Source organism: Chryseobacterium sp. C2(2020), from assembly GCF_014218915.1.
Classification (GTDB): Bacteria; Bacteroidota; Bacteroidia; order Flavobacteriales; family Weeksellaceae; genus Chryseobacterium; species Chryseobacterium mucoviscidosis.
In genome coordinates this window covers 18,338-31,756 of record NZ_JACLCT010000044.1, presented here as the reverse complement: position 1 = coordinate 31,756, position 13,419 = coordinate 18,338, and the positions used below count along the sequence as shown (strand labels likewise).

Below are 13,419 nucleotides of genomic sequence, written 5' to 3'. Positions count from 1 at the left end.
TATGCTGGAAAACTCTTTAAAGTTGCTTTTTCTAAAACTAAATAAACAATTATATATTTTAAAATAACAAATACATTTATTTTAATTTTTATGTATATTTTTTGATCGCCAAGGCATTGTGTTCAGCAAATGATAGCAAAAGTAATTAGTTGAAAAAAAAGGCGTTGAAAAAGGGATAAGAGATATCTTTTAATTGTAAAAACATTGAGTTTAGCAAGTTATAGCAATCATCCTTAGCTGAGTGAAACGCCTTAGCGAACGGAAGAATATTTTCAGCATTTAAAAAGAATCTTTGCGAACGTCGCGTTAAAAACGAATTCTGCCAATTCTATATTCAATAAAATTTAATTTTGTAAAAAATCCTTGTGACATTATATTATCTTTAAAATTTCACCAAATTTCAGAAAAACACTATTTTTATTTCACATTAAAAAATACACACCAAATGATTCTCGAAAGTGTAGATGTTGTTAACGATATCAGTAAAGAAGATTTTCAGAAAAATTATTTCAGAAAGCATAAACCGCTTCTGATTAAAAATTTTGCGAGCCGATGGGATGCCTTCGACAAATGGAATTTTGATTTTATCCGTGAAAAGGCTGGAGAACAGGAAGTTCCTTTGTATGATAATAAGCCTGCCGATGCCAATAAAAGCAGCGATGCTCCGGTTACCAGAATGAAAATGAAGGATTATATTGATACGATAAAAAGTAAACCTTCCGATCTCAGGATTTTCTTTTACATCATTACAGACCGGCTTCCGGAACTGCTGAAAAACTTTACGTATCCTGATCTGGGAATGAAATTTTTCAAACGTCTTCCGACCTTATTTTTCGGAGGAAGTGAAGCGCATGTTCTGATGCATTATGATGTGGACTTGGGAGATTTTCTGCACATTCATTTTGAAGGAAAAAAGAGAATTCTGCTTTTCGATCAGAAACAATCTGCATTTTTGTACAAAGTTCCGTTGTCTGTTCATACCATTTATGATATAGATTACGAAAATCCGGACTATGAAAAATTTCCTGCCTTGAAACACGCCAAAGGTTTTGAAATTTTCATGGAGCATGGTGATGCCCTTTTTATTCCCGGCGCGTTCTGGCATTTTAACCGATATTTAGAACCCGGGTTTTCAATGTCGCTTCGTGCATTACCCAATAAACCGAATGTTTTCGCGAATATGCTGTATCATGTTTTTATCATGCGATATACCGATAAAATCATGCGCAAAATTTTTAAAGCAAAGTGGGTGAATTACAAACAGAAGTGGGCATATAAGAAAAGTTCGGAAGCTTTGGCTAAACATTCTTAATGATAAAAGAAATTTCTTTTTTTAAGTTGTAAGTTTCAGACTTTACTTCTACTATTTTATTTCATACTTTTACGACCCAAATTTAAGAACGATTGTAATGGCAAAGGCAGCGAAGAAAGAAACCCCGTTAATGACGCAGTACAATACCATCAAGGCGAAATATCCTGATGCACTTTTGCTATTCAGAGTAGGGGATTTTTATGAAACTTTCGGGCAGGATGCCGTAAGAACATCACAGATTTTAGGAATTGTTTTAACGAAAAGAGCCAATGGAGAAGGTCATATTGAACTGGCTGGTTTTCCGCATCATTCGGTAGATTCTTACCTGCCAAAACTGGTGAGAGCGGGAATGAGAGTTGCGATCTGCGACCAGTTGGAAGATCCGAAAATGGTGAAGGGAATCGTAAAAAGGGGAGTAACGGAACTGGTAACACCGGGAGTTACGTTTAATGATCAGGTTCTAAATTCAAAAAAGAACAATTTTCTTCTTTCTCTTCATAAAGAAAAAGAAAAATTCGGGATTGCTTTGGTGGATATTTCTACAGGGGAATTTCTGGTGAGTGAAGGAAATCTGGAAAAACTGCTTCATATCGTCAATACATTTGATCCGAGTGAGATCATTTACCAAAGAAGTGTGCAGATTCCGGAACAGATTAAAAATAAAAATACCTTTAAACTTGAAGACTGGGCGTATCAGTATAATTTTGCCTATGAAAAACTGACGAATCACTTTAAAACCAATTCGTTAAAAGGTTTTGGAGTGGAAAATCAGCCATTGGCAATTACCGCAGCAGGAGCGATTTTCGCTTATTTGGTGGAAGATACCCATCATAATTTGCTGTCTCACATCACCAAAATTCAGATTATTCCGCAGGAAGATTTTCTGATGATGGATAATTTTACACTTAGAAACCTTGAAATTGTGTATCCAAGCAATCCGCAGGGGAAATCATTACTAGATATTATCGATAAAACATCCACTCCGATGGGAGGAAGATTATTGAGACGAAGAATAATCTTACCGTTAAAATCGGTAGATGAAATCAACAGAAGATTGTCTTTAATTGATTTTTTAAACGAAAACGATCATCTTAAATATGAAATTTCCCAATTATTAAAATCGATTTCCGATCTGGATCGACTGATGGGAAAACTGGCAGCGGAAAAAATTTCACCGAAAGAACTGGGATATCTTCGCCAGAGTTTAATCAATATCCATAAAATCAAAGCGTTGCTTCATCCTCATGCCGATATTCTGGCTTGGCTGGATCCGTTGTACGATCAGGATGAATTGATAAAATGCCTTCAGAATCATCTGAATGATGAGCTTCCGGTGAATTTATCGAAAGGAAACGTCATTAAAGAAGGAATTTCCGAAGAACTGGATCGCTTGAGAGGACTGCAATCCAAAGGTCGCGGTTTTCTGGACGAAATGTGCCAAAGAGAAATCGAAAGAACAGGAATTTCAAGTCTGAAAATCGATTTTAATAACGTTTTCGGTTATTATATTGAAGTCAGAAATACCCATAAAGATAAAGTTCCAGGCGATTGGCTTAGAAAACAGACGCTGGTAAATGCAGAACGCTACATTACAGAAGAACTGAAAGAGTATGAAAATCAGATTCTTGGAGCTGAAGAGAAGATCGGAGTTTTAGAAAACGAACTGTACCGAAATGTGTGTTCCGAAACGATGGTTCATATTGATCAGATTCAGGAAAACTCTAAAATTATTGCACAGTTGGATGTTGCGGTTGGTTTGTCCGAACTGGCTGTTTCTGAGAGTTATACCAAACCTGTTTTAAATGACAGTTTTGCCATCGATTTAAAAGAAGCAAGGCATCCGATCATAGAAAATGCACTTCCTTTAGGCGAAAAATATATTCCGAATGATATTTTCTTAGATAAAGATTCTCAACAGATTATCATGGTAACCGGACCGAACATGGCGGGTAAGTCGGCGATTCTTAGACAGACGGCGATTGTTTGTCTTTTGGCGCAAATAGGGAGTTTTGTTCCGGCAAAACATGCGGAAATCGGGATTTTGGATAAAATTTTTACAAGAGTTGGCGCAACGGATAATATTTCTGCGGGTGAGTCGACTTTCATGGTGGAAATGAACGAGGCAGCGAATATTCTGAATAATATTTCCGAGAGAAGTTTAATTTTACTCGACGAAATCGGGCGCGGAACTTCTACCTATGATGGTGTTTCGATTGCTTGGGCGATTGCGGAATATCTTCACCAACATCCGACTCAGGCAAAAACACTGTTTGCAACGCATTATCACGAGCTGAATGAAATGACCGTAAGTTTTGAGCGTGTGAAAAATTTCCACGTTTCGATTCAGGAGAATAAAGGAAATATCATCTTTTTAAGAAAACTGGTTCCGGGAGGAAGTGAGCACAGTTTCGGTATTCATGTGGCAAAACTGGCGGGAATGCCTTCCAAAGTCGTGAACAGAGCCAATGAAATTCTGAAAACGCTGGAAGCAAGCCGTTCCCAAAGCGGAGGTTCTTCTGAAAAGATCAAGCGCGTTACGGAAGAAAATATCCAACTGTCTTTCTTTCAGTTAGACGATCCGGTTTTGGAAAGCATTAAAGAAGAATTAACAAAAATCGACATCAATACATTAACTCCTATTGAAGCTTTGATGAAGCTGAATGCAATAAAGAAAATGATTGGCGGATAGTTTTTCTGTTATTTCTGATTAAAAGAAATTGTTAAAGGAATTCGAAATCTGTAACGAACTTTTTCTCCGTTAAGTTCAGCAGGAGTCCATTTATCTTTAATTTTTAAAAGAGCTCTTTCAGCTTCTCTGTTAAAGCTCTCATTGTCTCCGTATGCCTTTACTTCTGTCACAAAACCTTCTTTATCAATTAAAAAAGTAATTGAACAGGATTCTGTTTCAGCATTACTGTGTACTTTTCGCATTCTGAAGTTTTTAGCGATTTTATTTCTCAATACTGTTACCCCAAGAGGAAATGTTGCCGGCTTTTCTGCATCAATCGTCGCCCTGCCATTTTTTTCAGTAATCAAAAGTTCGTTAAGCTGAGTTGTTTGGATGGGTTGTTCCTGAGAAAAGATAAGCATAGGAAAAAATACAGCTAAAAATGGAATTATTTTCATCATTAAAGTTTTTGCAAAAATAAATTTTAATTGCAAACGAAATTTAAAATTTCTTCAAAGTAAGCGGAAAAGTATAAAGAAATCTTACCGGTTCTCCTTTGATTGTTGCGGGTTTCCATTTTACAAAAAGTCTTCTTACAGCAATTTCTGCGGCTTTGGAGTGTTTCGGATCGTCTCCTAATGCAGTTACATATCTTATATAGCCTGTTTTTTCGACAATCAAATAAACTCGGGTATTTATTTTTTTTGATTTTACATCGATAACGTCCATTTTTTCTGAAAATTCCCTTTTGAACGTTTCCATTCCACCGGGAAATTCCGCCGGAGTATCTGCCTTGGTGTAGACATCATCAAGTTTCATTTTCGTCCTTAGAACAGCGTAATCCGGAAGTTCTTTTACTGAATTATACTGCTTGGTCTGTGCAGATAATGAGAAACTTAACCATAAGCCTAAAAAAATAATCAGCTTTTTCATATAATTGTGTTATGAGAAATAATATTTTAAAGCATCAAAAATAAAGCCGAATGAAAATTGATTTTTTAATAATAATCAGTGAAAATCATTGGGTTGATGTGGTGTAATGATCCATCTTATCAGTAAAATCAATAAAGCAAGAAGAGCCATCACGATAAACCCTGAAAAAAATCTCAGAAAATGAGTTTTGTTATCGTTATCAATCTGCTTTATTTTTAATTTTGTGAGGGTTATAAAACCTACATAATACATAAAAAGGACTACAAGTGGAAGAAAAAGGATTGGCATTTCGGGTTACATTTAATTATACATATTTTCTGGCTACCGTTTTTATATTTCTGACGGAAGTTTTAATCGCCACTAAACTCAAAGATATTTTCTTTGTGAGAGCCTATCTCGGAGATGTGATTGTTGTGATGCTGATCTATACTTTCATCAAAACATTTTTCAGAATTGAAGATAATAAAAAATTGATTCTCAGTATCCTGATTTTTTCTTTTCTAATAGAATTTGCCCAATATTTCAATATTGCAGAAAAATTAGGCTTCCAGAAAGGAAGCCTGATGTATATCGTGATCGGAAATTCGTTTTCGTGGATTGATATTCTGTGCTACTTCGTTGGATGTTTATTGCTTTTTGTTTTTGTTAAATTTCAGAAAATGAATGGTTTAAATTAATGGGTTCTTCTTTGGGTTCAGGATAACATTTCGCTAATACCAACTATTATTGCAGCAGAATAATTGACACGTGTCATCACGAACTTGTCGAAAAATCTCTTAATTATTTAAACTACCTTCCGAAACTGTCGTATTTATCTTCAGCGTATTTGATGAAGCGGTTCAGTAAAGCTACGTTTTCCTTTTCCAGAGGAGAAAGCTCGTTGTCTACATTATTGGAAACCGGAATGTACCAGTCGGTCTGCTCAAAGAAATTTCGGTAGGTCTGTTTCTTAAAAGCATAGCCGTGTCTTGCGAAAACAGCATTTTTAATGATTTCCATATCCAGTTTTCTGAGGTTTTTAAGATCTTTTTCCGTTAATTTCTGCTTGGAGGCATTGATTTTAAAAACGGCATCTGAAGCAATTCTGTTTCTGGATTCGGTGTAGGTTTCAGTCTTTCCGGTTTCTTCGTCGGTATATTTTTCTACGAAATCTTTTGGATTTTCCCAATCGATGAGGTCATTGTTTTCATTCAGCATGAAATTCGGGTTATATACAAACTGTTTTTTAACAAGCTTTAATGTTTTATTCGGCGCTTTTACCGCTGATTTATTAAAGGCATTCCAGCTTCCGGTAAGACTGTCGTTGTTTAATTTTACCTCAAATCTTCCGTCTGTTTTATCATTGCCGGGTTCATCCAGAATAAAGGATTTTGAAGTTTCGTTAAAAACGCCTCTGAATGGTCTTTGATTTCCATCAACAATACTTTGTCCATATACACTGTCTTTGGTAATTCTGTTGATTTTCAGGGCAATTTTTTTATAAATTTCACCTTCATACGCTTCTCCGATCTCCGGCTGAATCATTTCTTTTCCCGCGAAATCGCCCATATAAATTCCGTAATATTCTTTGTAAACTTCGGGAACAACTACAGAATCCTTCTTTGCTGTAAGACTGTCTTTTGAAGGATCTGTTGTTTTTACATCCTTTTTACAGGCGGTTAAACCAATTGTAAATAAGGAAATTAACGATAATTTTAAAATTTTCATATGTATTTTTTTGCAATTAAATATTCAATTAATAAGATGTTCGGAATCCAGCCCAACCATGCTATGATCTGATAAACATCCATTGGATTCGGTTGGAATAAATATACAATAATTACCTTCCACATTCTTAATGTTACCGCGGAAAGTGTCAGCGCAAAACTACGCCACATCCATTGTTTATGTTCTTTAAATTTTTTCTGTCGGGCAAACTGATAGGCTTTAAAAGTTGAAAACCACCACAAACAGCCGAGAATGACAAAAGAAATCTTCGATAAAATTCCGCCGTTGGCAAAAATTCCCATGTAAATTCCGGACGGAGCCGCGAAAAACAAAATCAGAAAAATGTAGATCTTTCCTATGTTTTTGTGGAAATTTTTTATGCCGAAATCTTTCCTGAGAATCGCTAAAAATCCAAAAAGCAAAACAAAAATGCTTGTGTAGACGTGTGTATAGAAAAAATAAAGATATTCCGGTCTGTTGGTAATTTCCGTCTGTTTGATCATTAAAAAACTCACATCAGAGCGCAACGGAATATATTCTAACGTAATTTTCAGCATCAGCCAAAAGAAATATCCAAATCCAATAACTAAAAGGATTTTAAAGGTGTTCGAAATATTTTTTTTGACGGAAAGCATTTGATAATTTACATTTTATAAAATTGACGGTCAGTTGTCATTCTGACGAAGGAAGAATCTAAGTTATAATAATTAAAGATTCTTCACTAAATTTCATTCTTTATCTACTATTTTTCTTACTCAAAATTCATTGTAATAGGTAACTTAAATTTATACTTAACGTACTGTCCATTGATTTCTGCAGGTATCCATTTTGTTTTTGACATTGCTTTTATCGATCGCTCCATTTCCTTATTCATAGATTTATTGGCACCAATAATTACAATATCAGTAATGATTCCTTCTTTGGAAATTACAAATTGCGCTTCAGACTTTATCATGCCTTTGGCGTTTATTTTACTTCCATCAAAGGTTTTGCTGAAATTTGTTCTAAAAGCATTTATTCCTCCTGGATATTCAGGAATTTTATCTACCTTTTCATAAACTGTATCGTTCGAAGGATTTGTTTCTGGTTTCACAACAACAGTTTCTTGTGAAAAAATTTTTATAGAACTAATTAGTACAACAAGTACGAGTAATTTTTTCATGTTATATTTATAAAATTATTTACCTTCAAAAAAATCCATCACCAAAGAATTGAAAAGCTCCGGTTTTTCAACAACAACCGAATGTGTCGAATTAGGAATAATTGCTAATTGACCTTTTGGAATAGATTCAGCAATTTTTACTGTATGCTCCGTTTTTATGACATCTTTATCTCCTGCCATGATCAAAGATGGACACTGAATTGCTTTTAGGTCTTCATATTTTAAGTTAGGATATTTTAAATCCAGATTATAAAGATCGATATAGACATCATTCTTACCATTTTTATTTTCTTTGATAAGTCGGGCAAGTGTTTCTTTAGAATCTTTGAATTCCTCATCCGTTACACCTTCAGGAAATATATTAGCTCCGGAGCATGCAATTTTATCAACCAGATCAGGATGTTGTAAAGCCATTAAAATCGCAAGAATTCCACCATCGCTCCAACCAAGGATTTTTACTTTTTTGATGTTTTGCTGATCCAGAAACTGTTTCAGATCTTCCACCTGAATATCAAAAGTAAGCTCTTTTGTTTTATCATAAGTAGATTTTCCTCTTTCTCTGCAGTCAACGATAATTACCTTATATTTCTTTGAAAAATCATCAACCTGATTCATGAATGCACTGATCGACTGTCCGTTTCCGTGAAGCATTAAAAGAGGTTCTCCTTCACCGTATGTTTCATAATACATTTTGATGCCATTAACCTCTGCAAACTTTCCGTGAGGCATATTACCGATGATGTTGCGTGCTTTAATCAGTAAAGATTTTTTTCCGGTAAAAGGCTTATTATCGGAAGCAGTAATGCTGAAATTTTTTACATGGGTTATTTTATTTCTTCCGATTCCTTCTGCCCAGTTTTTTTCGAAAGCTATTTCTTCTTCAAATCCTGCATTTTTTAATGGAATATTCATCCATTTTGCAGTTTTAGAATTAAGAACTTCAAGTTTAAAATCATCAAAATAAAAATCTCCGTTGTCTTCTGCAAATGCACCAATATTAAGAGTTTTTCCATCTGGATTTACGGTTCCTTTTATTTCATAAGAATTCCATTCCGAGGTAACTTTTATATCCAAATAAGCCTGATTTTCAAAGAATCCAGTACTATTATCCAATTTATCAATTCTAGCCCAAATAGCGCATTTGGCATTATTGTCGTTCTCTTTTCTGATTTTTGCGGATACCCGAAATTTCCAGTTTTGTTTATCCTGCACTTTTAAAGATTGTGTAATTGCCGTCCAGTCAGAAACTACAGGTTTATCCTGAGCCTGAATTCCTAGGGATAACCATAAAATGAGTAAGCTAATAATTTTTTTCATTGTATATGTTTTTTATGTTAATTAATATTATTCAAATCCTGCGCAATCAGCCACGCTTCACTCCAACACGCCTGAAAATTAAATCCGCCGGTTACCGCATCAATATTTAAGACTTCTCCGGCAACGTAAAAGTTAGGCAAAATTTTCGAAGACAGGTTTTTAAAATTAATTTCCTTTAAATCAACGCCTCCTGCCGTTACAAATTCATCTTTAAACGTCGATTTTCCGGTGACATTAAATTTCTTTTTGCATAGATTTTCAAGAATAGTCTGCATTTCTTTTCCTGAAATCTGGGCAACCTGTTTATTCAGATCCACTTTTGAAACCTCCAGAATTCTCTGCCAGAATCGGTTGGTAATATCAAAAATCTTTGATTGCCCGATGGTTTTCTTTGGATTCGATTGTTTGAAGTTTAGAAATAATTCTTCCGCATCATCGATTGATTTGGAAATAAAATTGACTTCAATTTCAAAATTGTATTTTACTTTCGCCAGATTGAGTGCTTCCCAAGCTGAAATTTTCAGAATGGCAGGTCCCGAAAGTCCCCAATGCGTAATCAGTAAAGGTCCGCTTTCTTCGGTTTTTAACTTTGGAATAGAAGTTTCCGCCATTTCAAAGCTTGTTCCGGCTAAATCTTTCAGCAAATCATCTTTAATGTTAAAAGTAAAAAGCGAGGGAACCAGATCAATAATCTTATGACCTAAATTTTCGATCATTTTCAGAGATTTTGGCGAGCTTCCGGTTGTATAAATGATAAAATCAGCTTCAAAATCACCTAAACTGGTCTTAACGATATATTTTTCACCCGATTTTTCAATTTCTTTTACAGAACATTTGGTTTTCACTTCAACATTTTTCTGCTGAATTTCATGTAGAAAAGTATTGATGATCGTCTGCGAAGAATTGCTTTCCGGAAAAACACGGTTATCATTTTCTATTTTTAACGGAACATTTCTCTGCTCAAACCAATCCATCGTATCTCCCGGCTGAAATTTGGTGAAAACACTCAGCAACTCTTTGTTTCCGCGGGGATAAAACTGTACCAGTTCTCTGGGGTCAAAACAGGCATGAGTCACATTACAGCGTCCTCCTCCCGAAATTTTTACTTTCTGAAGAACGTCCGAATTCTGCTCAAGAATGGTAATTTTATATTTTGTTTCGTCCAGATTCGATGCTGCGAAAAAACCTGCCGCACCACCTCCGATAATGATAATTTGCTTCATAATACTTTTAATCTTATGCTCAAGATTACTTTTGCAAAACTACAATTTTTATAAACCATCTTATTTGAGTAATTTTGAAGAATATAATTTTTCATTTTTACAGTGAAATTATTGACTACAAAAAATGATTTTTGTGATAAAAAATCACACAATTTATATTTTAAAACAAAAAGTAAATGAAATTCTACCATACATTTGAAGTTCGCTGGAGCGATCTTGATGCCAACAAACATCTGGCAAATTCATCTTACGTACAGTATTGTGCGCAAACCAGAATGGCTTTTATGAAGCAGGAAAAAATGGGCGTTACCCAAATGAGCCGATGGGGAATCGGTCCGGTAATCATGCACGAAAGATTTTCTTTCTTCAAAGAAATATTTGCAGACCAGACTGTGATTGTAAGTCTTGAAATTGACGGTTGTGCAGATGACTGTTCTATTTACCGTTTTGTACACAAATTTTACACAACCGACGGAGAACATTGTGCCACTGCAGAAGCAACCGGAGTCTGGATCGATATGATGCTGAGAAAAATGACCACGCCGCCTGATGATGTGGTGGAAGCCATGAACAAATATAAATCTCCGGAAACGGTAATTTTAACAAGAGAAGATTTCAAAAAACTTCCTTTCCGTCCGGAAAATGTTGATCCGGCAGTATTTACTAAATAAATGATAATTGATAAATGATGCCTGATTTTAGACATCATTTATCAGTTATTAATCATCAATGATATTTTAATTTATGTTTGAAGATAAAGATCCAGAATTAACGCCAATTTCCAAACTGGGAGAATTTGGTTTAATTAAACATTTAACGGAGCATTTTCCTCTATCCAACGAATCTTCGGAGCTTGGAGTGGGAGATGATGCGGCAGTAATTAATCCCGGAAATAAGAAAGTGGTTCTTACAACAGATGTTTTGGCGGAGGGTGTTCATTTCAATCTGGGATATGTGCCTTTGAAACACTTAGGCTATAAAGCGGTTGTTGTAAATCTCAGCGATATTGCAGCAATGAATGCAACGCCAACTCAGATTTTGGTTTCTCTTGCCGTTTCCAACCGTTTTCCGGTGGAAGCTTTGGAAGAAATCTATTCCGGAATTCAGACCGCTTGCGCAAGATATAAAGTGGACTTAATTGGCGGAGATACAACAAGTTCCAATGCCGGTTTGGTAATGAGCATTACTGCAATCGGGATGGAGAATGATGAGCATATTGTGAAAAGAAGTACGGCAAAACCAAACGATCTTTTGGTAGTAACCGGAGATTTAGGAGGTGCTTATATGGGACTTCAGATTCTGGAAAGAGAACACGCTGTTTTCTTGGCCGATCCGAATATGCAGCCGGAAATGGAAGGCTACGATTATATTCTGGAAAGACAGTTGAAGCCTGAAGCAAGAACCGACGTAAAAGGAATTTTAGAACAACTGGACATTAAACCAACTTCTATGATTGATGTTTCTGACGGTCTGGCTTCTGAAATTCTTCACCTTTCAGATCAGTCGAAAGTAGGATTCAGATTGTATGAAGAAAAAATTCCGATGGATAATTTGACGATTACAACAGCGGATGAATTCAATTTAAATCCTGTGATGGCTGCTTTAAGCGGAGGGGAGGATTATGAATTATTATTCACGATTTCGCCAAATGATTTTGATAAAATTAAAAACCATCCGGATTTTACCATCATCGGTCATGCCGTTGAAAAAGAAGACGGAAATTTTATGGTGGCGAGAGGTTCTAATCAACTGGTTGCTTTAACAGCGCAGGGTTGGGACGCTTTTCTGGGAAATCAGCAAGGATAGATAATTTACTGTTTAGATATTAAAAAACCACTGCAATAGCGGTGGTTTTTTAGTAATTAATCTTTCTTAATGTCTGCTTTTACATTCTGGTAGGATTTGTCTACCGCATCTGCACCTTTTTTAGCCGTTTTTTTGGTCCATTTTGCTGCTTTTTAACCCCTTTTTTGGTTGCATCATAACCTTTTTCTGCGGTTTTACCGGTCCATTCTGCGCCGTCTTTAACAGCGTTTCCTACTTTTTTGGCATCTTTTTTTACCTCTTGCTTTACAGAATTTGTTTTTTGTGCAGATACACCGATTCCCAATAAAAGAATCAATGCTGCTGAAAATAATCTCTTTTTCATTTATAAGAATGTTTTTTTGTCTTTTTCAACAAAAATCAGACCAATAATGTATAAGAAATTCAGAATGATTTAATAATGATGAATCATAGAAGTATTATATGCAAAAAATTTGTAGTGTGAAGGGAATTTAAATATTGCGAAGCAATGATTTTGTAGTGGTTTTTTTGTTTAATTTGCAACAGTCAAATGATTTACAAATGAGATTCTTTATTGATGAGAAAAATTTTTTTTTATCTAAAATTTTAGATGAATCAATCCTTTTCAAATATATAACCTCATGGATTTTTTATGACCGAAATGAAAATCTGCATATTGATGATTATTTTGAAAAAGACAAAAAGATGTATTCGTTTCTATGGGCATATTCGGAGGATAATATTCTGTCTAAAATAGATGAATGGAAAAGAGCTTTCAGAAGATACGAACTAGATATTCCGAAGGAAATGAAACAATATGAAAAAGATTTTCATTTAAATTCCGGAAGGAAAGTGTATTTGGATGTTCTAAAGTCTGATGTTAACTCTACAGAAAAAATGTTCAGGAGTTTTACAGTTTTTAATAACGCAAAACATTTAGCCCAAATCATAGTTGATCATACGGTGATTTTTGATGATTTAGATTTAAGCTTTCTTGAGGATGAAAAAGCGGATAAGTTTAAAAAATATGTAAGTCTTTTGGATTCGGAATTCATTCATGCTATTGTTTTAAACGGCTATCATCATGCGGGAGAATTAATAAAAATTTTTGTTCATAAAAAGAACAATGTAATTCTAAAAAATGCAGACAGTATTTCTTGGAATCTTTTTGAAAATACTTATGTTGAAAGAAGTTTTAATTGGTAAATGAATGTAGAGAGAGTCTTTCAAGATTTGGAGCATTTGAGGAAAGATTTACTAAAGATCTTATAAAAAATCCGGCTTAACAAAGCCGGATTAGTTATATAAATTA

The 13,419-nt window shown here is 34.9% G+C and carries 14 protein-coding genes; 6 read left to right on the top strand and 8 right to left on the bottom strand.

Annotation, left to right across the window (positions count from 1 at the left end):
* The first annotated feature begins 445 nt into the window (after window positions 1–445).
* Both H6W52_RS18550 and mutS read left to right on the top strand, forming a co-directional pair.
* Entirely contained in the window at window positions 446–1,312 is an 867-nt protein-coding gene (locus tag H6W52_RS18550; protein WP_116099041.1) for a cupin-like domain-containing protein, read from the top strand.
* Window positions 1,313–1,409: 97 nt separating this feature from the next.
* Complete coding sequence (gene mutS / locus H6W52_RS18545; protein ID WP_116099042.1) at window positions 1,410–4,001, top strand: DNA mismatch repair protein MutS; 2,592 nt, start codon at window positions 1,410–1,412, stop codon at window positions 3,999–4,001.
* Between the two features lie 8 nt (window positions 4,002–4,009).
* On the opposite strand, the gene H6W52_RS18540 is transcribed toward mutS, so the two are convergent.
* Together H6W52_RS18540 and H6W52_RS18535 are read right to left on the bottom strand one after the other, a co-directional pair.
* The gene (locus H6W52_RS18540; RefSeq protein ID WP_116099043.1) at window positions 4,010–4,441 is read right to left on the bottom strand and encodes an energy transducer TonB; all 432 of its coding nucleotides are present in this window, start codon (window positions 4,439–4,441) and stop codon (window positions 4,010–4,012) included.
* 40 nt (window positions 4,442–4,481) lie between these two features.
* Window positions 4,482–4,913, bottom strand: coding sequence for a hypothetical protein (locus H6W52_RS18535; RefSeq protein ID WP_116099044.1), 432 nt, complete (start codon window positions 4,911–4,913; stop codon window positions 4,482–4,484).
* Window positions 4,914–5,179: 266 nt separating this feature from the next.
* Between H6W52_RS18535 and H6W52_RS18530 the strand changes: the two genes are divergently transcribed.
* Window positions 5,180–5,590 carry a DUF2809 domain-containing protein gene (locus tag H6W52_RS18530; RefSeq protein WP_241277948.1) on the top strand — a complete coding sequence of 137 codons (411 nt, stop codon included), beginning with the start codon at window positions 5,180–5,182 and terminating at the stop codon, window positions 5,588–5,590.
* A gap of 112 nt (window positions 5,591–5,702) precedes the next feature.
* Here the strand turns inward: H6W52_RS18530 and H6W52_RS18525 are convergent, their stop codons facing one another.
* From H6W52_RS18525 to H6W52_RS18505, 5 genes are all read right to left on the bottom strand, one after another.
* Window positions 5,703–6,620, bottom strand: a complete 918-nt coding sequence (locus H6W52_RS18525) for a YARHG domain-containing protein (RefSeq protein WP_116099045.1) — start codon at window positions 6,618–6,620, stop codon at window positions 5,703–5,705.
* A complete protein-coding gene (locus tag H6W52_RS18520) occupies window positions 6,617–7,255 on the bottom strand; it encodes a DUF2306 domain-containing protein (protein ID WP_116099046.1) in 639 nt (212 codons plus the stop codon). The genes H6W52_RS18525 and H6W52_RS18520 overlap by 4 nt, the downstream gene beginning before the upstream one ends.
* Window positions 7,256–7,371: 116 nt before the next feature.
* Complete coding sequence (locus tag H6W52_RS18515; protein ID WP_116099047.1) at window positions 7,372–7,782, bottom strand: hypothetical protein; 411 nt, start codon at window positions 7,780–7,782, stop codon at window positions 7,372–7,374.
* A 15-nt stretch (window positions 7,783–7,797) separates the two neighbouring features.
* A complete protein-coding gene (locus tag H6W52_RS18510) occupies window positions 7,798–9,099 on the bottom strand; it encodes an alpha/beta fold hydrolase (RefSeq protein WP_116099048.1) in 1,302 nt (433 codons plus the stop codon).
* Between the two features lie 17 nt (window positions 9,100–9,116).
* Complete coding sequence (locus H6W52_RS18505; protein WP_116099049.1) at window positions 9,117–10,322, bottom strand: NAD(P)/FAD-dependent oxidoreductase; 1,206 nt, start codon at window positions 10,320–10,322, stop codon at window positions 9,117–9,119.
* A gap of 176 nt (window positions 10,323–10,498) precedes the next feature.
* Between H6W52_RS18505 and H6W52_RS18500 the strand changes: the two genes are divergently transcribed.
* Together H6W52_RS18500 and thiL are read left to right on the top strand one after the other, a co-directional pair.
* On the top strand, window positions 10,499–10,993 hold the full coding sequence (locus H6W52_RS18500) for an acyl-CoA thioesterase (protein WP_116099051.1): 495 nt from the start codon (window positions 10,499–10,501) through the stop codon (window positions 10,991–10,993).
* Between the two features lie 73 nt (window positions 10,994–11,066).
* Window positions 11,067–12,128 (top strand): thiamine-phosphate kinase, encoded by a 1,062-nt coding sequence (gene thiL, locus H6W52_RS18495; RefSeq protein WP_116099052.1) that lies wholly within the window; start codon window positions 11,067–11,069, stop codon window positions 12,126–12,128.
* Between the two features lie 100 nt (window positions 12,129–12,228).
* Here thiL and H6W52_RS18490 read toward each other — a convergent pair whose 3' ends face one another.
* Window positions 12,229–12,471 (bottom strand): hypothetical protein, encoded by a 243-nt coding sequence (locus H6W52_RS18490; protein WP_116099053.1) that lies wholly within the window; start codon window positions 12,469–12,471, stop codon window positions 12,229–12,231.
* Between the two features lie 197 nt (window positions 12,472–12,668).
* Between H6W52_RS18490 and H6W52_RS18485 the strand changes: the two genes are divergently transcribed.
* The gene (locus H6W52_RS18485) at window positions 12,669–13,313 is read left to right on the top strand and encodes a hypothetical protein (protein ID WP_116099054.1); all 645 of its coding nucleotides are present in this window, start codon (window positions 12,669–12,671) and stop codon (window positions 13,311–13,313) included.
* The last annotated feature ends 106 nt before the right edge of the window (window positions 13,314–13,419 follow it).